Below are 20,184 nucleotides of genomic sequence, written 5' to 3' on the forward strand. Positions count from 1 at the left end.
AGCCTAACATGGGTCGCAACCCCACTTTAACTTTTGATCGTGGTACGTTAATTTTACATCCTCCTCCACGCTGCAAAGCTTGGATAGATTTTGCTACCTGGGATGATAGAATTGAAAAATTCCGCATTCCCGCGATTAGATACCGTTGTTTAGTCGAATCACTGCAAGCAGAAGATACTTTTTTTATTGATGAGGCCAAGGAATTTTCTCCTTTGGAGTTGGTTCCTAGTTTAGAAATGACTCCCTATCCCCACCAAAATGAGGCTTTAGCGGCTTGGAAGTTGGCGGGAAGACAGGGTGTGGTGGTGCTACCCACTGCGGCGGGTAAGACTTATTTGGCACAAATGGCCATGCAAGCAACACCCCGCACCACTTTAATTGTTGTCCCAACTTTGGATTTAATGCACCAGTGGTATGCACACCTAAAAGCGGCTTTTCCTGATGCGGAGTTGGGTTTGTTGGGGGGTGGTTCACGGGATAGAACACCTATTTTAGTGGCAACTTATGATAGTGCGGCTATTCATGCGGAAAGTTTGGGTAATAAATATGCGCTGATTATTTTTGATGAATGTCATCATTTACCCACAGATTTTAATCGAGTGATTGCGGAATATGCGATCGCACCTTATCGTTTAGGACTTTCTGCTACACCAGAACGCACCGATGGCAAACACGCTGATTTAAATATTCTCATCGGTAGAGAAGTTTACCGTCAACGTGCTGAAGATTTAGCAGGTAAGGCTTTAGCAGAACATCAAATTATACAGATTAAAGTCAAATTATCCCAACTAGAAAGAGAAAAATATAATCAGTTAATTCAAACCCGCAATGATTTTTTAAAGCAATCTCGCATTTCTTTAGGCAGTTTACAAGGTTGGCAAACTTTTGTCCAAATGAGTGCGCGATCGCAAAATGGACGCAGAGCAATGTTAGCACATCGGCAAGCTAAAGAAATCGCTCTGGGGACTGATGGTAAGTTAAGAATTCTTGCTGATTTATTAGCTGAACATTATCCCTCAAGGGTGTTGATTTTTACGGCTGATAATGCTACGGTTTACCGCATTTCTCAAGAATTTTTAATCCCTGCTATTACTCATCAAACTCCTGTGAAAGAACGGCATGAAATTTTAACTAAGTTTAAGGAAGGTATTTATAATACTTTGGTTGCTTCTCATGTCTTAAATGAAGGGGTTGATGTTCCTGCTGCTTCTGTTGCTATTATTCTTTCTGGTACTGGTTCAGCGAGAGAATATACTCAGCGTTTAGGCAGGGTTTTACGTAAAGGTAATATGGAAAATAAACAGGCGATTTTATATGAAGTTGTGGCGGAAGATACGAGTGAGGAGGGTACTTCGGCGAGAAGGAGAGGTTTAAAAAGTATTGAACCACGAAGACACGAAGGACACGAAGAGAAGAGGGAAGAGAAGAGGGAAGAGAAGAATGAGAAGAAAGAAGATAATAAGAAGGATAGAAGGGGTAATTTAAGGGTTGTTTATGGGGGTGGTAAGGAAAGAGAAAATCAAAGGGATTTGCGGGCGGCTGAACAGTTGGAAATTAATTATTCTACTAATAAGAAAGATGTTGACAACGGAGTTATTGATTCATCGTCAAAACGGGGAGGAGATTATCCCGAAGAGACTGAAACTTGATAATAAACATTTGGGTTTAGCTAGTGATTTAATTCAGTTTTTTCAGAATGCTGTGGAGAAGTCTCAAGGGGTTCTTGAACGTCAATTGGCTGATTTTGAGGGTGATACTACTGATTATCGAATGAAGCGGGGTTTGGCTTATATTCTGAAAAGTAGTTTTTGCACTTTTGAGGTTGTTAGTCCTCTCGAACCTGCTATGTTAAGAGAACGGGTCTTTTCTCTGGCTGCAAAATCGGTCTCTAGTCGGGAAAATACAGGGGTAATTTTAACTAAAATTGCTGATGATTTAAGTCGGGAATTACAACGGGAAGTTTTACCTGTTCATGTTCATGAAGGTCTTTATGCTGATTTATCGGAAAATAAAATTTTAACTGCTTTTGATGCTCCTAAACCTGAAGATTTATTACATCGTTATAATTTGTCTCAGGTGCAAGGTGTGTTTTATAAAGCTACTCATTTGGTGTTAAATGCTCATCGCAATGTACCAGGAGAATATAAGTTATTGTTCCGTTATTTGAAGTTGTTTCAATTAATGGCTTATATTGAAGGTGATGCGGATCATGGTTTTACTATTAGTATTGATGGTCCTACCAGTTTATTTAGTCCTAGTACCCGTTATGGTTTGGCGATCGCTAAATTAATTCCTGCTTTACTTCATGTGACAAAATGGAGTTTATCAGCAACTTTACAAACACGAGATTTTTATACTAATGAATGGAAAACAGGTAGATTTACTTTAAATTCTGAATGTGGTTTAGTCTCTCACTATCCTCAAGGTAAGCCTTATGATAGTATGTTAGAACAATCTTTTGCTGATAAATGGGATAATTTAAAAAGTGGTTGGATTTTAGAACGAGAAGTTGATTTAATTCCTATTCCTGGTAGTGTGATGATTCCCGATTTTCGGCTGGTGCATCCTGATGGGAGAACTTTTTTATTAGAAATTGTCGGTTATTGGCGACCAGAATATTTACAAAAGAAATTTTCTCAGGTAAGGCGTGCAAATTGTGATAATTTAATATTAGCTATTTCTGAAAGATTGAATTTAGAAAAAGCAGGTGTAAAATTAGATAATGTTCCTGCTAGAATTGTTTGGTTTAAAGAAAAATTATTACCAAAAGCAGTTTTAGAGGTAATGGGTAATGAATAAGTAATATTCCTGTCACCCAGATCCCCGAATTTTGCTTTCAAGTCACAATTTATTGATAGGATAATCAAAGAAGTCGGGGATCAATACTTTTCGGTTAAGCTCAAAACATAGAAATCATGTAGGTTGGGTTGAGGAACGAAACCCAACTTTTGCAAGCGTTTGTTGGGTTTTACTTTGTTCAACCCAACCTACAAAAACTCTTAACCGAACAGTATTGAGTCGGGGATCTCATCAGTCTTAATTATTACTGCTCAAATTTCCATTAATTACCTGTTGAAACTCTTCTAAAGAATTGACGCTAATACTAGGTAAAAGTAAATTTTCTAGCACAGACATATCATCAATTTGATTGATAGATTTGATGAGATCATCCGGTAAATTATCAAAGCGATTTTGCAGAATTTTGAGAATATCTTGTTTGCGTGTTTCTTTCGATCCTATTTGCTGCCCAATTTGTTGACCTCTTTCTAGTGCCATTTCTTCTATCGGACTTAAAAAAGGCATATTGCGCTCCTTTTCGTATTGATTGAGTTTATTCTTAAATTCCAGTTCTAGTTGTGGTGGTAAGGCCATCATTTTATCCAGGAACTTACCTAAATTAATGATATCGAATTTAGTTAAGCCCCTTTCATATAAACCTCTGACTAAATTCCATTTCCATTGTTCTCTTTGGGTTAAATTGCTAGTAGTAGCTTTGGTTTTCAAATGTGCCATTACTACTGTAGCAAAGACATTATCACTCGCTGCTAATTCCTCCCACTGATAATCTAAAAGTTTTACGTTACTGAAAGTCATTTTAACTTGGCTTTCTCCAATGCCGTATTCATAAGAATTTGGTCGCCAAGTTTTACTCTCATCTCCTAGTATAGCTAAACTGATGACGGGTTTATGATATAAATCAAAGGCGCGATAGTTATAGATAAACATTCGCTGAGAAAATGCTTTATCATATTGGCTTTGTACTTCAATATGAATCAAAATCCAAATTTCTTGGTTATCTAGTAACCAAACCTTATATAATTTATCCGCATAGCGTTTTTCTGTTGCGGAAGATGCTGTAATCTGTTCTAATTCTTTATCGAGGGAGATGGGGGTTTTTTGCCAGTTAATTTGTTGATGAAGATAGGGGTAAAAGAAAAATACAAAAGATTCAAAGTATTGTGATATTGCTTCTTTCCATGTTTCGTCATAATTGGCGGTAGTTTCATTCATTCAAGCACCAGGGAAAAAACTATTAAAAAACTATTATGTACTAAATATTAGGATCTATACCATGAGAACGTAATATTTCTTCTAAACGTTGCGATCGCAATCTTTCAGATTCAGCTTTTTTCCTTTCAAATTCAGCCCTTTGTCTTTCAAATTCTGCCCTCTCTCTTTCCTGTTGCAGTAGTTCTTCTGCTGTTAAATATCTCTTTCGTTGTTCATCATACCAATATAACCATTCTCTGGTAATTCCTTGATATTTTCCTTCTTCTCTACCTATTCCTAAATTCAATTCTGATAACCATACTGCTTCACCTGGCAATAATTGATATTTGCCATTTTCTAATTTATAAACCTCTAACCTTTGTTTCCTTTTTCTTAATGGGTTATAAATCACATAATATAAAATTCCTAATTCTGCATATTCTTGTTTCTTTTGGGTATATTCTCCCCTTCTAGTTTGAGATACTACTTCTAACACCATGATTGGTAGTTTTTGTTCTTCCCATAACACATAGGATAAACGTAAATCTGAGTCAATAATTCTCGGTACACCAATACTCAGAAATCCATCTGGTACTATTGCTGGTTTATCTGGATCATAATATATTCCCATATCTACGCCAAAAAACCAATCCATTCTTTCTGACCAAATTAAGGCGAGTATGGTTTTTAGTAACCCTGGTATTAAGTCTTGTAATTCGTTATCCACTGGTGTATCGTCTGAATCTGGTAAATCTTCAGCAGAGGGTAAACATTGCCGAAGATCATATTTTAATAACATAACTTCTCAAACCAATCAATGTTTATTTTTTACAATATAACATATATAATACATCAAGAATCATTGAATGCAGATAAACACAGATACAGATGAATAATTAATTCAATGTCCAAAATATAAAATTTTCCTTAATTTTTAATTATATGTAACTTAGCAATACAAATCTATCTAGGGCATGATTTATAATTATCCCCAGTTAGAATATTTTTATGGAAAAAAGCAAACCCATGAAAACTAAAATTTCTGTCACTTTAACAATTATAGCGGCTGTTTTTGGTGTGAATAGCACCGTTTACGCACAATCAACTGAGCAAGTTAATCAAGAGAATTTTACTTTAAAAGGTGATTCTTTAGTTGATGTTAATGATCGTTGTGCAGAAAATGATTTTAGCAGATTTTTTAATCAACAAAATAATCAAGGTGCAGAAAATAATACTTCTGAAGAATTGCCATTGAGTGAATCAATCACAATTCCTGATGCTCCTATTTTTCTGCAACCAGCAAATCAAAATCTGAATGAAAATGATGGTTTACAGTTGCAGTTTGACTTGAGAGATAGTAATAGTAATTGATACTCCCTGACAAAAAACTAAAACTTCATAGAACCCCGCATATTCAGGACTAATTCTTAATTAGTTCTATGCCTAATTTGCTTCCTATTTCCATCACATTATTTGCAAGTTTCACTTGTGCGAATTTGCCTCAAGTAATTAAAAATCTCTTTTGCATTTTTTGTATTCAGAACTTCTAAAGGTATCTCGGTGATTTGGTTGCCACTGAGGTCCAGCAGGGTGAGATTGGTTAATTTGGCGATCGCCTCTGGTATCTCGGTGATTTGGTTGTTATAGAGGTTAAGCTCGGTGAGATTGGTTAATTTGGCGATCGCCTCTGGTATCTCGGTCAAATTTTTACCCGACAGGTCTAACTCTTCCCAACCCTCAGCCCCAGCGCGATCTATCAGTGCTAACAAATCATCCTGCGTCATAATTCCAAGGTCAAAAGAAAAGAAGATTGATGAAGATTATTTTATACTGAATCAGAGCAAAATTCTATATTGTCAGAATCAGGATATCCAGGATTAAAGGATGAACAGGATAAAGATAGAGATTTTATCTTCAATTACCAGAGAAAGCGAATTTATGCTAAAATATAGTCAAAATGTCTAAAATAGTCATCCTATGCAAACCTATACTCTGACAGATGCCCGAAATAAACACGGTGAAGTTTTTGATAAAGCTGCTATTGAACCCGTATTACTAACAAAACAATCACGTCCTAGTCATGTAATTATTTCCGCCGATAGCTACCAAAAATTAATTAATAGATTGCAAGAATTAGAAGATATGCAGTTAGTTCAAAATGCGGAAACTGCGCTGAGTCAATCAGAAATGGTGGGTACAGAGGCTTTTACATCAGCACTGGAGCATTTAGCTAATGGCGCGGCTTGATGGTTTAGCAACTGTTCTTGATTTCCTCAATGGGTTACAACCTAAAATAGCAGCGCAAATAGCAAAGAAGGTTTTGGCTTTGAATGTTGAACCTTTACCAAATGATAGTGAACAATTATCTGGTTATCAGGGTTTTTATCGAGTAGATAGTGGTGAATATCGAATTGTTTATAGATACTTTCCAGATCAAGATTTAGTGGAAGTAATTTTAGTCGGTAAGCGCAATGATGATGATGTTTATAAAAGATTAAAACGGTTATTAACGTAAGTTGCTAGTTAAGCACATTGTCAGAATCAGAATATCCAGGATTAAAGGATGAACAGGATGAAAACAGGTATTTTATCATCAATTACCTATTACCAATTATCCATTACCAGCCCTAACTAGATAACTAGCAACTTGAGTTAATAAAATTATTGTTGTTGTAACCACGCTTCTAAATCTGCCACAGTGGTAAAATCTAAAAGCACATCACATAAATCTTCAATTTGTACTAAAGATAACCCCTGTACCTGCGATAATAAATCATCAGGAATATTACCCAAACGCCGATTTAATAAACGTAAAGCGATAGATACAGCTTCTTCTTCTTTACCTTCTTCTTTCGCTTCCCGTATAGCTTTTGGTTCTTCTAAATCTAATCCTAACATGGTGATAATCTCCTTGCGACTTAGTTTAGTAAACTTGTAAACAATAATCGTCGTGATTAAATCTATTATCTCTGTTTCCGACTGTTTACGTGCCTCCGCTAACAAAAACTTTGCTGTTTCTATTGCTTCGGTGTCTTCTTGAATTGTCAGCAACATCAAACCTAAACCCAATGGTTGCTGCTGTACATCTCCCAACTCATCCAAATATACCCGACGAACCTGATCACCTGCTAATAAAGAGCGATGAATCTTTAAATTTGATGGTTCTAAACTCCGCGAACCAAAAATAATCACCCCATACCAATCATCATAACGAATAGAATGGCGATGGAGAAACAGCGATAATTCCGAAAAGAAGCGAAAATATAAATTTTCATCTTTCTGAAATTGTACCTCGGCAAAGAATACCACTTGAGAAACTGCATTAGCTGGAGGTAAAAACACCCCATCAATTCGGAAAGCTGTTTCTTTTACTTCCACCGATTCAAATACATAACTATCTGCTTCTGGTGGTGGTTCATCTACTAATTGAAACAATAAACTAGGAAATTGTTTGAACAATTTATAAAAAATAGAATCCCGTCGCATTATTAATGAAAATTTTTCTGTATTTACTCATTACCTCTACATAATAAAGGATCAAGGAGTGTTTTCCTGAACAACAGGAAAATTATATAGCGTTATGCAGTTAAATGAGATACAAACTGAAACTTAAAAATCATACAGGATAAGGCTTTTCCTCCTGCTTCCTGCCCTCTGATTAAATCTACGTTATTACTTAGGTAATCCCATTAGTAATCTATTAGCCGTTTTGCAGTAAAATTAATCCTTTGGAGAGAAGAGGTTTTTTTAATGACTCGTGTCATCATTGTGCGTCATGGTCAAAGTACCTACAACATCGAAAGACGTATCCAAGGGCGTACAGATGCGTCAACTTTAACGGAAAAAGGTCAAGACGATGCTAGGAAAACGGGTAAAGCTCTGAGTGGTATAGCATTTAAGGCTATCTACAGCAGTCCCCTGAACCGCGCTAAAACAACAGCAGAAATTATTTGCAGTGAGTTAGTTGAAAAGTCTGGGGAAATTCAAGTTTCCGAAAATTTACGAGAAGTAGACTTACCCGCATGGGCGGGAATGTTATCTATTGATGTCAAAGAAAAATTCCCTGATGATTATAGTATCTGGAAAAAACGCCCCCATGAATTGCGGATGATGATTAATGACGCAGACGGGATAAGAGAACATTTTCCGGTTTTAGCTTTATATGAACAAGCAAATTCGTTTTGGCAAGAAGTTTTATCCCGTCATCAAGGCGAAACAATTCTTATAGTTGGACATAATGGTATTAACCGAGCTTTAATTAGTACAGCTTTGGGTATTCCTCCTAGTGGTTATCACGGTTTACAACAGTCTAACTGTAACATTAGTGTGTTAAATTTTGCGGGTGGTTTGGGTGAACCTGTGCAGTTAGAATCAATGAATCAAACGCAACACTTGGGAGATACTTTACCGAGTTTACGCCCCAATCATCAAGGATTTAGGTTATTATTAGTCCGTCACGGTGAAACTGAATGGAATCGTCAAGGTAAGTTTCAAGGGCAAATTGATGTACCTTTGAATGATAATGGTAGATCCCAAGCTGCAAAAGCTGGGGAGTTTCTGCAAGATGTAGAGCTTGATTTTGCTTTTAGTAGCACTATGGCGCGTCCCAAGGAAACCGCAGAAATTATTCTTAAACACCATTCTCAGATTAATTTGCAGTTATTGGACAGTTTAAGAGAAATTAGTCACGGAACTTGGGAAGGTAAATTTGAAGCTGAGATAGAACAGGAATTTCCCGGAGAGTTGGAACGGTGGCGCACTGTTCCGGCTGAGGTGCAAATGCCAGAAGGGGAAAATTTACAACAGGTACATGAACGCAGTGTAGCGGCTTGGCAGTCAATATTAGCAACTGCTGAGAAAAATCAACTACAAACTGGTTTAGTAGTTGCCCACGATGCTACTAATAAAACCTTGCTTTGTCATATCCTGGGATTATCACTGGAAAATTTCTGGAATTTCCGTCAAGGCAATGGGGCAGTGAGTGTTATTGACTACCCTAGTGGTGTGAGTGGTTCACCTGTGCTACAGGCAATGAATATCACTGGACATTTAAGTGCGGGTGTGTTAGATAAGACAGCAGCAGGAGCATTGTAATTGCGCTAATAAGCTTATCTAGGGCGGGCAAGACTTGTACTGAGCGGTTAGTGAGCGCAGTCGAACTATGTCGAAGTATGCCCACCCCACATTATATTCTTCCCTAATCACCAACTACCAATTACCACTAGAACAGATATTTTAAGTATTAAAACAGATATGATAAATGAACTTCTACAACAAGTAAGGGTAATTGATCCGGTTTCGGAAACTGACCAAATAGCCGATGTATTAATTGTTAAGGGTGAAATTCAAGCGATCGCTCCCGAAATTTCTGAGTTTAGCGCCGATACTGTTATTAAAGATTGTCGGGGTTTGGTTGTCGGTACTGGGTTAGTTGATTTATATAGTCATTCCAGCGAACCTGGTTTTGAAGAAAGAGAAACTTTGGTTTCTTTTTTGCAAGCTGCTCAAGCTGGTGGTTTTACGAGGTTAACAGTATTACCAGATACAAATCCAGCTATTGATAATCCCGCTTTAGTGGTACAGTTACAGCAAAAAAGAGTAGAGAAAGGTTCACCCCATCTTCAGGTTTGGGGGGGAATGACTTTAGATGTAGCTGGTAAACAGTTAACAGAGTTTGCGGATTTAGTTACTGCTGGAGTTGTGGGTTTTACGGATGGGAAACCTTGGGAAAATTTGGGTATAGTCAGACGGGTTTTGGAATATCTGCAACCTTTTGGTAAAGTTGTGGCGTTTTCTCCCTGCGATCGCTCTTTATCTTTAAATGGGGCAATGCGTGAAGGTGCGGAGGCATTGCGTATCGGTTTACCCCCGATTCCTGCTAGTGCGGAAACCAGTGCGATCGCGGCTTTGTTGGAATTAGTTGCGGAAATTAGGACACCGGTACATATTATGCGGGTTTCCACGGCGCGGAGTGTGGAGTTAATTGCTACAGCCAAATTTCAAGGTTTACCAGTGACAGCTAGTACCACTTGGATGCACCTATTATTAAACACCGCAGATATTAAGAGTTATCATACCAGCTTGCATTTAGAACCGCCTTTAGGTAATTCTAGTGATGTGAAAGCTTTGCGTGCTGGTGTGCGTGGAGGTGTGATAGATGCGATCGCTATTGATCATGCAGCTTTCACTTATGAGGAGAAAGTACAAGCTTTTGCAGAATCACCACCGGGGGCAATTGGTTTAGAATTAGCATTACCATTATTGTGGTCAAATTTAGTGGAGACTGGAGAATTTACAGCTTTAGAATTATGGCGTGTTTTGAGTAATCAAGCAGCAGCTTGTTTACAACAAGAAATGAAAGCGATTAAACTTGGTGAAAAAGCAGAATTAACATTATTTGATCCTGAAAAAATCTGGACAGTTAATAGACAAAATCTTTGTTCACTTGCTGATAATACACCTTGGTTTGGCAAAGAAATTAAAGGTCGAGTTTTACAAACTTGGTGTTAATTTCATTTATCAGTTATTAGTTTTCATCAGTCATAATGATATTTACAGGACAGAATAATAATAATCAATAAATCTTCTTCAACTTTGTAAACTAACCTATGTTTATCTGTAATTCGTCGTGACCAATAACCTTGTAATTCATATTTTAGAGGTTCTGGTTTACCTATACCAGAAAATGGTTCTCTTTGGATATCTTTAATTAGTTCTAGGATTTTCTTAAAAACCTTTTTATCTTCCTTTCCCCATGCACCCAGTTGTTCAAAAGCTTCTGGTTCAAATGCTACTTTTGTCATATTCATCTAAATCAACATAAATTAAATTTCCTTGTTCAACATTTTCCATAGCTTTAAGCAAATGTTTTTTATTAGCTTCTGACTTGAGAAGATAAGTAGTTTCATCTTCTTCTATGGGTGGTTCTACTAAGATGATAACTTCTACTACTGTTCCTGCTGGTAATTCTGTGGTAGATATTTCAATTTTCCCATCTTTACCAACAATAGCCTTTTGTTTAATTCCAGTGAGCATAATGGTTAATTAATCTGATAAAGTCAGATGTATAAAGTCAGATGTAGTAATTTTATTGTAACTTGCTTTGAGGCAGTTTTGTAATGAATTAGGTAGTGGGAGTTTCATTATTATATTAATAGATGTCCTAAAAACGGTAAGCATTCAGCCGTCAGCTAACAGCAGTCAGCCATAAAGAAGAAATACATTAATAATAGGCTAGAAATTGATCTCATTAACTCAGTATCTCTCTGACTGAAAAATAGCTGATTACTGATAGCTGAATGCTGACGATTAGGTTAATTCTAACCAACCTTGATAACCGGTGACAATGCGATCGCCATCTTTGAGAATATGAACTTCTATTTGATCACTCGCCCAACTAATTTGATCTTTAAATTCTGGGTTAAAAACATGAACTTTTTGATTTCTAGAAGAAACCGGAGACAAAGGAGAATTAATAGCTAAAGATTGGACAAAAGGACCATCTATTAAAATATCTAATTCTGCTAATAATTTCTGAGAACCAGGAGGTGCAGATTCAGATTGTAATTCTTTCAAAGTAAAACCAGTAAAAGCCATCACATTTAAACCAGCGGCTTTAACTTTATGTGCTAAACTAGCTAATCCGGAAGCTTGCCAAAATGGTTCTCCACCAGAAAAAGTAACGCCTGTATTTTCAGGGTTTTTAATAATATCTTCAGCTAGTTGATCAATCGCAACTAATTGATTTATTTCAAATTCCCAAGATGCGGGATTAAAACAACCTTCACACTCACGCGGACAACCTTGCACCCAAACCACAGCGCGACAACCAGGACCATTCACTTCTGATTTATCAACATAACCCATGATGTTAAGATATCCTTCGGGAATTTGTTTCAGTGCTGATAAGATTTCTGTTGTTGTTGCCATATTTATTTGACTCCTGAATAGGGAATGGGTAATTGCTAATTGGTAATTGGTGATTGGTAATTGGTAAATTTATTACTGTCACCTGTCACCTGTCACCTAATATGGGATAACGCACAGGAATTTTAGTGAATTTTTGAATTTGCTCTGCGATGGTAATTAGTTCTTCTGTGGAGATTAATTTTAAACTTTGACAAGTATAACCACAGGATTCACTAATTTCATTACCTCTTGATTCTAACTGACTAACTAGGACACGGGGACGGGAAGGAATGTTAAATTGTATTTCATCAGGTTGGAGAATTTTTAGCAAATCTATATAATCCGCTTGGGTTTCTGGTTTCCTGGCAGATAAAATCATAGTTTGTATTGCCATCCTTCCCTGATATTCTTGTCTAAATTGTGTAATTCCCTCAATAATATTTGGTAAATCAATTGTCTCTAGAGGACGATTAATTTGCCGTAGTTTATTTGACGAAACAGCATCCAATACTTTTCGGTTAAGCCCAAAACAACGAAATAACGTAGGTTGGGTTGTTCGCGTTAGCGTTGCGAAGCAATGGAACGAAACCCAACATTTACAAGGGTTTGTTGGGTTTCCACACGATAAACCCAACCTACAAAAATCCTTAACCGAACAGTATTGAAACAGCATCCAGTTTAACGGCAACAATATCCGCTATTGATATAGCAGGTGACAGTTTACAAGTCAAATTACAAGTCAAAAGTTTTACCTATTGATAAATCAAGAGGATTGAACAATATCTCATGGTTTACGCTTCACAAAAAGACTGTTTCAACTAATCCTATTGAGAATTTATCATTAGTTTGTGAGGAAGTTGTGAGGTAAATTTTTTTATCTCTTGGTAGTGAATACAGTTGTAAACATCATCACCATACCACCTAAAAGAATAGCGATCGCCAATCCTCCTGTAATCAAATCTAACGTATTATTATCTATTTTCATTGTTTAATTACTCCCAATTTGACTAAAAATTTACTGTTATTTTCCGAGTAAATCACTATTTTCACAAATGTAATTATATCATGTTTTGTGAAATACTTATCAATTGATAATTGACAATTGATAATTGTTTCATTCAAGGTTTAAAACCTCCCATTTCAAGTTGAAAAAGCAAGAAATTCCGATTTTCAATCTTGTGAATTTAAGGGATGGGTAATTATCAATTGTTCATTGTCAATTGTCAATTATCAATTATTAAAGTGAATCCTGATCCAGAAAAGGAGATAGGTTTTAATTTTTCCCTAATTCCTTACCAAACAAAGTCCGATACATCAACCGATAAATATCCGTATTATCCACCGTTCCCTTCAACAACCCAGCATTAAAACCATGCGCTTTCGCTATTATTCCTCCAGCATTATCCCCAAAACCAGACCATGATATAGCAAAGGGAAAACGTCTACCCTGTTTATCAGGTGCAGAAATAAAAGGTAACGTTCCTGTTCCTTCTTTTCCATCCCAAGGAGCGCCATTTTTCCCTTTTTCTGGTAATGGTTTATTAAAGGGAAAATCTTTTTCTGTTGCTCCCACCAATTCTAAACCACCAGCATCACTATCAGCGGCAGTAACTAATAAAGTATTCGGGTTTTTCTCAATAAATTTCATTGCCAACCCAACAGCATCATCGGCACGTTTTAAGGCCGTGAGACAACCAATGGCATTATTATAATTACCGAAATTATCGCTACCTTCTTCTTCTAAAACAATCAAGAAATTTTTACCCTTTTGCGATAAAATCTTTAACGTTAAATCCAACTGTTCCCCTACCGTCGGTGCAGTAGCAACATATAACGGTAAATTACGTTGTTTCAAGTTTTCTTCTGTTTCATCATTATAGGTATCATCCGCCGCAAAAATTCCCAACACCTTTTTAGTATTTGTTGGTAACTTCAACAATTCATCACGAGTGTAAACAACAGTGTAACCTTTCTTTTTCGCTATTTCTACTAAATTTAACCCATCAGTTCTTTGACTTTGGGTTGCAGTGGAATGTCTTCCCGCTACTCCTTTGGGAAGATACCACATTTCCCCACCACCTAAAATTACATCTGCACCAGATTCTACTATTTGTTTAGTAATATCTGCAAAATTGCGACGACTGGGAGATTTAGCTAAAAATGCACCTGTTCCCGGTTCATGAATCATCCCAGAATTAATAATAGCCGTTCCTTTACCCGCACTCATGGCTTCTTCCATAATTGTCTGTGGTTTACCAGAAAGCGCCACCACCGGTTTACCGTTTTCATCCAACCCAAAAGAGTCAGCATTGACCTTTACCCCAGTAGCATGAGTTACCGCCCCACCATTGGAAGTTCCAGATAATTGATTTTTCATGTGTCCCAAGTAAACAGCCAAATTTGACATTTGATCCCAATTTAATCTGCCATCTGGTCCAGTGTAGAGTATTCTAGTTGCGCCCCAGTGCGCTGCACTTGTACCATCTGGATGGATAAAGATCACATTACCTTGAATAGAGGTATTACTGGCTAAGATATGTGGTGTATAACTGAGGACAGATATCACAGCCAAAAGTAAGAAACCAATAACTTTTTGATTCAATCTTCGTAACATTGCTTTACATTGAAACTATAGGTACAATCAAACGTAAGGAGTCAGGAGTCAGTAGGGGGTTAGCAGTCTTTTGACAATACATACTTTAATCGGTAATTGTTAAGAAATGGTAATTAAGCTGTTGGACATTTAACTTGCATACTATCTAAAATTAAAACTCTTGTGGGGTGGGCATCCTGCCCGCCCTGGTTATGCAAATTAAAGGTTTATCAGCGGACAAACAAAAACCTATACAGTAAAATTACTATGCAGACAATTGAAAAAAAGTCAAGTAAAAAAACCTGGGCAAAAGCCATATCCCAACCGGCAAAAGAATTTCCCCCCACTCAATTACCAATAATTGCGGGTAAAATTCCCGAAGGGTTGCGTGGTACACTTTACCGCAATGGTGCAGCAAGATTACAACGAGGTGGTGTATCCGTAGGACATTGGTTTGATGGAGATGGGGCTATTTTAGCAGTCCATTTTACCGATGCAGGTGCTACGGGAGTTTATCGCTATGTGCAAACTGCTGGTTATCAAGAAGAAACCGCTGCGGGTAAATACTTATATGGTAATTATGGCATGACTGCACCGGGTCCGATTTGGAATCAATGGCAAAAACCAGTGAAAAACGCTGCAAATACTTCGGTTTTGGCATTACCGGAGCAACTTTTAGCACTTTGGGAAGGTGATAACCCCTATGCTTTAGATTTAGAAACTTTAGAAACCAAAGGTTTAAATAATTTAGGTGGTTTAACTAAAGGACAACCTTATTCTGCTCATCCTAAAGTTGACTATCAAACTGGAGAAATATTTAATTTTGGCATGACTCCTGGACTTAATGCCATATTGCATATTTATAAAAGTGATTTTACTGGTAGAATTATTCAACAAGCAAAGTTTACGTTAGCAGGTTTTCCGATTATCCATGATTTTGTTTTAGCAGGACAATATTTAATATTTTTGGCTCCGGCGGTACGGTTAAATATTTGGCCTGTTTTATTTGGGGTGAGTAGCTACAGTGATTCTTTGACGTGGCAACCAGAAAAGGGAAATCAGATTATAGTTATTGATAGAGAAAATTTATCTTTAGTCAGTCGGGGAGAAACAGAACCTTGGTTTCAGTGGCATTTTAGTAATGGATATGTTGATGATAGTGGTAATGTAATTGTTGATTTTGCTAAATATGATGATTTTCAAACTAATGAATATTTGCGAGAAGTAGCAACAGGAGAAACTCACACCTTTGCTAAAACTTCCTTGACACGGGTAAAACTAAATCCGCAAACTGGCAAAGTACAAGAAATTGCAACTTTATTAAATAGAACTTGTGAATTTCCTCATGTTCCAGCTAAAAATGTCGGTAAATTCTCTCGTTATAGCTATATGTCCATTTTTCGGGAAGGAACAGATACAGAAGGTGAGATATTAAATAGTATTGCTCGTTTTGATCATGAAAATGGAAATTTAATAGAAGCAAACTTTGGTGAAAATTTTTATCCTTCTGAACCTCTTTATATTGAAGATACTCAAAACTCTCAGCAAAGTTGGGTGTTGACAGTGGTTTATGATGGTAATACTGATAGTAGCGAAGTTTGGATATTTGATGGCGATCGCCTCAATGAAGAACCTGTTTGTCAACTTGGTTTACCCAGCGTTATCCCCCATAGTTTCCACGGTACTTGGAAACCTGGTGACTGGTGACTGGTGACTGGGGAAAAAATATTTACAGCACTTTCCGGTGTAATGAGGTACACTTTGGGGGGCAGATGCCCACCCCACAAGAGTTTCATGATGATAATTTGTACCTCATAATAACGAAATCTGCTGTATCTCCTGCCTTCGGACATCCCAAAGGCGAGTTTAGAAGTCGTCTTTAGACGGTTTTGGACACAGCAGCTAGTCAGAATTAATTATTTCAAAAGATTCTACCTGTAAAACAGGACCAATCATAGCGGTGGTCATGATGTCATCGCGTATTTTTCCTGTAATTGAAACTTTTTGACCGGACTTGAGCAAATTTTTGTCAGCACTTTTAGGAATTTCGTAAGTAACACCATCATCTGTAACAAAAGCCCAAGCGCCGAGACCAATATTTCGGCGTTCTATTTTGCCTGTAATTGTGATCATAAGGTGATTGGTGATTGGTGATTGGTGATTGGTGATTGGGAAATTAATGAATCCTGTAAAATTTGTATGTCTTTTGTGATGGAAAATCATAAATCTCCCCAGTCACCTGTCACCTCTTCCTAAGCTGGTTGTTCGTCGTTTTTCAATGCTAAACGGGCTAGTCCGTAGCACAGTAGGGCATTGACAAGTAAGAAAATGCGGGCTAAAGTGCCGTCTCCCAAGCCCCAAACTGCGGGATCATAAATAGCACTAACTATTAAACAGGCTGCTACACCAAGGCTAGAACCTATGGCAAACCATTTCCAGTTGGGATGTCCTAATAGCAATGCTATTAAAAGCATGGGAATTAATACACTGGCAAACAGGGGATTTAAATCTGCTGTTCCTTGTATACTGTTGCCTAGTTCGGGAATAGAACTACCTAAAACCCGGAATGGCCACTGGGGAAGATCAAAGATATAAATTCCTTTGAGGAAGAATAAGCCAGAACTACCAAATATTAAACCACTGGATAAAGACCAACTCCAGGTGAAGGGGAAGTAAACCCGTAAAAACCAAGCGAGAAGATAAGAACCTAGTACCATGAGGACTTTCGGTATTAAGGCTACAGCACCGCCATCTATCCAAAAACCGGGGTTGAGATAGCCGTTATCCCTTAACCACCGGAAAAAGTCGTTAAAGCTAATTTGTCCTTCACTGGCAAGTTTAACGGCTGCTTCAGCGTTAAGTTGTCCAGCGCCATAATAGTTTAATGCGTCCTCTGGCATGGCTCTAGCTGACTGTTTGAGGACTTTTAAAATTTCCTCTGGGTCTGTAACTCCGGCTGCTTTGACTAATGCTGCTACTCCTGCCACGTGGGGGGCGGCCATACTTGTGCCTTGGAGTCCTAAAAATACGCCTTGGCCTTCTTCGTTGATGGTTTCTTGGAGAATAGCACCTGCATCACTACCACCAGGGGCAGAAATATCTACTCCTGCACCAAAGTTAGAATAGTCTGCTTTTTCCCCGTCGGGTCCAAAGGCGGAAACACCGATGACGTGAGGATAACGGGCGGGATAACTAGAACCATCGGTACTTTCGTTACCTGCCGCAGCAACGATGACTACACCTTTTCTGTGGGCGTATTCAATGGCTTCTTTCATTAACTGGCTTTCACCACCGCCACCTAAGCTCATGTTAATTACGTCTGCGCCGTTATTGGCGGCAAATTTGATGGCTTCGGCAATATCAGCAACAGTACCACCACCATCAGCACTTAATACTTTTAAGGGCATGAGACTTGCTTCGTAGGCAACTCCAGCTACACCATATTTATTGTTGGTGGCTTGGGCGACTGTACCTGCTACATGAGTTCCATGTCCGTTGTCGTCTTTGGCGGTTTCGGTGTCGTTTACAAAGTCGTAACCTTTGACTATTTTGGTTTCATATAAGTCCCGGACTTTGGTGATACCTGTGTCAATGACTGCAACTGTAACGCCACTGCCTTTGGTGCGGGTCCATGCACCTTCTACACCAATTTTGTGCAAGTTCCATTGTTTGCTGTAATATTGGTCGTTTGGACCTGTTAAGGAAGGAGTTGCTTGTTCATCTCCATCTTGAGGACGGAGAAAGTCTCCTAACCAGGCAGTTTCGCCGATGGGAACTGCTGTATAAATATAGTTAGGTTCGATAAATTCTGTGTTTTGGGCATAAGCTGATTTTCTCAGGTCTTGCAATCTTTGGCGATCGCCTTTGATAATATACACATTATCAGCCGCTGAAAATTGGTTATCCAGTCTGGGTGTAATGTTATATTGTTGAGCGATCGCTTGTAAGTCTTGCTTTATGACTGTTGCTGGTAAATCTTCCCGAAAATCCAGTAATATTGTCTCAAATTCACCTTTGGTTGCCAATCCCTGAAAATTCAGGTATCCGAATACGGCAGCAACCAAGCCGATGACAAACAAGCACAATAATATAAGTCTTCTCATATCAACTCATCGCTTTTTGTCAGTTTGCACACTACGATAACTCATATAGTGGTATTTTTGGGACAGTGGAGACTAGAAAAAATCTAGGAAAAATTACGAATTACTAATTACCAATTACGAATTATGGAACGTGGTCTTTTATGGTTGCCTTTGTTAGGCGCATTTTTCTGGTTAGCTTGGCAAGGTTCCCAGGAATATCAGAAACTTGAAGCTTATAAAATTTGGGCAGAACAGTTTGAACGGGCTAAGTATGATATTTATGCTGTACTCGCTCAAAAAGGTAATGATATCACTTGGGGAAAACCTACTACTAAAGGACCTATTCAACTGCAAACTTTTAGTTTATTAGATGTTGAAAAAATTAGCTTGTTGGTAAATGATAAACAAGTGGAAATGGAAAACCCTCCCTTAAAAGGTCGTGTGATTGAGTTAGAATTTGTATTTTATGAATCTGCTAAATCAGTACGAGTTCCCTTTACAGAAATTCCTTTAGCAGCAGAATGGGGTAAATTTTTGCAGGGATTTCTGGGAAATTTAAATTCTGCAAATGAGTAAATTTTTATATTGTTAATAGACTTGTCCGAAAAAGATGTAGGGACAATTCATGAGTTGTCCCTACCAAGGGTTTCAGGTTATGCATATTTAATTTCCGGAGATGTCTAATGTTGTTAAAATTGAGAGTTAATGTTAATGACTACCAATAAAAAAACAAATCAAAAATTTATACCTGTAGCTTTAACTATAGCTGGTTCGGATAGTGGTGGTGGTGCGGGTATTCAAACAGATTTAAGAACTTTTGCCTTTCACTGTGTTCATGGTACAAGTGCTATTACTTGTATTACAGCCCAAAATACTCTCGGTGTGATCCGGGTTGATGCTATGCCTTCAGAGGCTGTTATAGCACAAATTCGGGCGGTGGTTGAAGATATTGGTGTGCAAGCTGCAAAAACAGGAATGTTGCTAAATCAAGAAATTATTTCAACTGTAGCGCAGGAAGTGAGAACTTTACAAATTGATAATTTGGTGGTAGATCCTGTGATGGTATCACGGACAGGAGCGCAGTTAATTGATGATGATGCGGTGAAAACTTTACGTGATGAATTGATTCCCCAAGCGGCTATTATTACACCTAACCGTTATGAAGCGCAGATTTTAAGCGGGTTGGAAATTGTTTCTTTGCAGGATATACAAACTGCTGCCGAAATTATACACAAAAGTTTACGGACTAAAGCGGTTTTGGTAAAGGGTGGGGGAATGTCTGGAGAGTTGAGAGGGGTGGATGTTTGGTTTGATGGGGAAAGGTTGGAAGTTTTGAGGACGAAACAAGTAGAAACGAAAAATACTCATGGTACTGGTTGTACTTTATCTGCTGCGATTACTGCTAATTTAGCTTTGGGTAAAGATTTATGGAATGCGGTACAAGAAGCTAAGGAATATGTGACAACTGCACTTACTTATTCTTTGGATATTGGGAAGGGAAGTGGACCTGTGGGACATTTTTTCCCGTTGTTGGAAAAACGTTAAAAATTGGTTGAAACTTCCTCTCCGGGATCACTTTACTCTGATAGTATATTTTGTTAATCTAAAAAC

General features: G+C 37.8%; 21 protein-coding genes. 10 read left to right on the forward strand and 11 right to left on the reverse strand.

Going from position 1 to position 20,184, the window contains the following annotated elements; translation table 11 throughout:
* The first annotated feature begins 8 nt into the window (after positions 1-8).
* Complete coding sequence (locus tag IQ237_RS20160; RefSeq protein ID WP_194058423.1) at positions 9-1,649, forward strand: DEAD/DEAH box helicase family protein; 1,641 nt, start codon at positions 9-11, stop codon at positions 1,647-1,649.
* Positions 1,579-2,799 (forward strand): DUF790 family protein, encoded by a 1,221-nt coding sequence (locus tag IQ237_RS20165; protein WP_194058425.1) that lies wholly within the window; start codon positions 1,579-1,581, stop codon positions 2,797-2,799. Before IQ237_RS20160 ends, IQ237_RS20165 begins: the two co-directional genes overlap by 71 nt.
* A gap of 237 nt (positions 2,800-3,036) precedes the next feature.
* On the opposite strand, the gene IQ237_RS20170 is transcribed toward IQ237_RS20165, so the two are convergent.
* Positions 3,037-4,011, reverse strand: a complete 975-nt coding sequence (locus IQ237_RS20170) for a hypothetical protein (protein ID WP_194058427.1) — start codon at positions 4,009-4,011, stop codon at positions 3,037-3,039.
* 40 nt (positions 4,012-4,051) lie between these two features.
* The gene (locus tag IQ237_RS20175) at positions 4,052-4,789 is read right to left on the reverse strand and encodes a Uma2 family endonuclease (RefSeq protein ID WP_194058428.1); all 738 of its coding nucleotides are present in this window, start codon (positions 4,787-4,789) and stop codon (positions 4,052-4,054) included.
* Positions 4,790-5,016: 227 nt separating this feature from the next.
* Between IQ237_RS20175 and IQ237_RS20180 the strand changes: the two genes are divergently transcribed.
* Positions 5,017-5,361, forward strand: a complete 345-nt coding sequence (locus IQ237_RS20180; protein ID WP_194058430.1) for a hypothetical protein — start codon at positions 5,017-5,019, stop codon at positions 5,359-5,361.
* A gap of 98 nt (positions 5,362-5,459) precedes the next feature.
* Here IQ237_RS20180 and IQ237_RS20185 read toward each other — a convergent pair whose 3' ends face one another.
* Positions 5,460-5,774 (reverse strand): leucine-rich repeat domain-containing protein, encoded by a 315-nt coding sequence (locus IQ237_RS20185; RefSeq protein WP_194058432.1) that lies wholly within the window; start codon positions 5,772-5,774, stop codon positions 5,460-5,462.
* A gap of 193 nt (positions 5,775-5,967) precedes the next feature.
* Between IQ237_RS20185 and IQ237_RS20190 the strand changes: the two genes are divergently transcribed.
* Both IQ237_RS20190 and IQ237_RS20195 read left to right on the forward strand, forming a co-directional pair.
* A complete protein-coding gene (locus tag IQ237_RS20190) occupies positions 5,968-6,237 on the forward strand; it encodes a type II toxin-antitoxin system Phd/YefM family antitoxin (protein WP_194058434.1) in 270 nt (89 codons plus the stop codon).
* Positions 6,224-6,505, forward strand: coding sequence for a type II toxin-antitoxin system RelE/ParE family toxin (locus IQ237_RS20195; protein ID WP_194058436.1), 282 nt, complete (start codon positions 6,224-6,226; stop codon positions 6,503-6,505). Before IQ237_RS20190 ends, IQ237_RS20195 begins: the two co-directional genes overlap by 14 nt.
* Before the next feature lie 146 nt (positions 6,506-6,651).
* Here the strand turns inward: IQ237_RS20195 and IQ237_RS20200 are convergent, their stop codons facing one another.
* Positions 6,652-7,476: an Rpn family recombination-promoting nuclease/putative transposase gene (locus tag IQ237_RS20200; protein WP_194058438.1), complete on the reverse strand. Its 825-nt coding sequence runs from the start codon at positions 7,474-7,476 to the stop codon at positions 6,652-6,654.
* 264 nt (positions 7,477-7,740) lie between these two features.
* Here IQ237_RS20200 and IQ237_RS20205 point away from each other — a divergent pair, with 264 nt between their 5' ends.
* The gene (locus IQ237_RS20205; protein ID WP_194058440.1) at positions 7,741-9,084 is read left to right on the forward strand and encodes a histidine phosphatase family protein; all 1,344 of its coding nucleotides are present in this window, start codon (positions 7,741-7,743) and stop codon (positions 9,082-9,084) included.
* Between the two features lie 159 nt (positions 9,085-9,243).
* Entirely contained in the window at positions 9,244-10,500 is a 1,257-nt protein-coding gene (locus IQ237_RS20210) for a dihydroorotase (RefSeq protein WP_194058442.1), read from the forward strand.
* A 26-nt stretch (positions 10,501-10,526) separates the two neighbouring features.
* Here the strand turns inward: IQ237_RS20210 and IQ237_RS20215 are convergent, their stop codons facing one another.
* The 5 genes from IQ237_RS20215 to IQ237_RS20235 form a co-directional block, all read right to left on the reverse strand.
* Complete coding sequence (locus IQ237_RS20215) at positions 10,527-10,793, reverse strand: Txe/YoeB family addiction module toxin (protein ID WP_194058444.1); 267 nt, start codon at positions 10,791-10,793, stop codon at positions 10,527-10,529.
* Entirely contained in the window at positions 10,774-11,025 is a 252-nt protein-coding gene (locus IQ237_RS20220; RefSeq protein WP_194058446.1) for a hypothetical protein, read from the reverse strand. The genes IQ237_RS20215 and IQ237_RS20220 overlap by 20 nt, the downstream gene beginning before the upstream one ends.
* Before the next feature lie 273 nt (positions 11,026-11,298).
* Positions 11,299-11,919, reverse strand: a complete 621-nt coding sequence (locus tag IQ237_RS20225; RefSeq protein WP_194058448.1) for a 4Fe-4S single cluster domain-containing protein — start codon at positions 11,917-11,919, stop codon at positions 11,299-11,301.
* Between the two features lie 85 nt (positions 11,920-12,004).
* Complete coding sequence (locus tag IQ237_RS20230) at positions 12,005-12,406, reverse strand: hypothetical protein (protein WP_194058450.1); 402 nt, start codon at positions 12,404-12,406, stop codon at positions 12,005-12,007.
* 765 nt (positions 12,407-13,171) lie between these two features.
* A complete protein-coding gene (locus tag IQ237_RS20235; RefSeq protein ID WP_194058452.1) occupies positions 13,172-14,512 on the reverse strand; it encodes an alkaline phosphatase in 1,341 nt (446 codons plus the stop codon).
* A 246-nt stretch (positions 14,513-14,758) separates the two neighbouring features.
* Here IQ237_RS20235 and IQ237_RS20240 point away from each other — a divergent pair, with 246 nt between their 5' ends.
* The gene (locus IQ237_RS20240; RefSeq protein ID WP_194058454.1) at positions 14,759-16,198 is read left to right on the forward strand and encodes a carotenoid oxygenase family protein; all 1,440 of its coding nucleotides are present in this window, start codon (positions 14,759-14,761) and stop codon (positions 16,196-16,198) included.
* Positions 16,199-16,393: 195 nt separating this feature from the next.
* Here the strand turns inward: IQ237_RS20240 and IQ237_RS20245 are convergent, their stop codons facing one another.
* Positions 16,394-16,624, reverse strand: coding sequence for a hypothetical protein (locus IQ237_RS20245; protein ID WP_137666090.1), 231 nt, complete (start codon positions 16,622-16,624; stop codon positions 16,394-16,396).
* Positions 16,625-16,743: 119 nt separating this feature from the next.
* Entirely contained in the window at positions 16,744-18,594 is a 1,851-nt protein-coding gene (locus tag IQ237_RS20250) for a S8 family peptidase (RefSeq protein ID WP_194058456.1), read from the reverse strand.
* Positions 18,595-18,717: 123 nt separating this feature from the next.
* Here IQ237_RS20250 and IQ237_RS20255 point away from each other — a divergent pair, with 123 nt between their 5' ends.
* Both IQ237_RS20255 and thiD read left to right on the forward strand, forming a co-directional pair.
* Positions 18,718-19,149, forward strand: a complete 432-nt coding sequence (locus IQ237_RS20255; protein ID WP_194058458.1) for a hypothetical protein — start codon at positions 18,718-18,720, stop codon at positions 19,147-19,149.
* Between the two features lie 135 nt (positions 19,150-19,284).
* Positions 19,285-20,118, forward strand: coding sequence for a bifunctional hydroxymethylpyrimidine kinase/phosphomethylpyrimidine kinase (gene thiD / locus IQ237_RS20260; protein WP_194058460.1), 834 nt, complete (start codon positions 19,285-19,287; stop codon positions 20,116-20,118).
* The last annotated feature ends 66 nt before the right edge of the window (positions 20,119-20,184 follow it).

The organism is Sphaerospermopsis sp. LEGE 08334 (genome assembly GCF_015207205.1).
Lineage (GTDB): Bacteria > Cyanobacteriota > Cyanobacteriia > Cyanobacteriales > Nostocaceae > Sphaerospermopsis.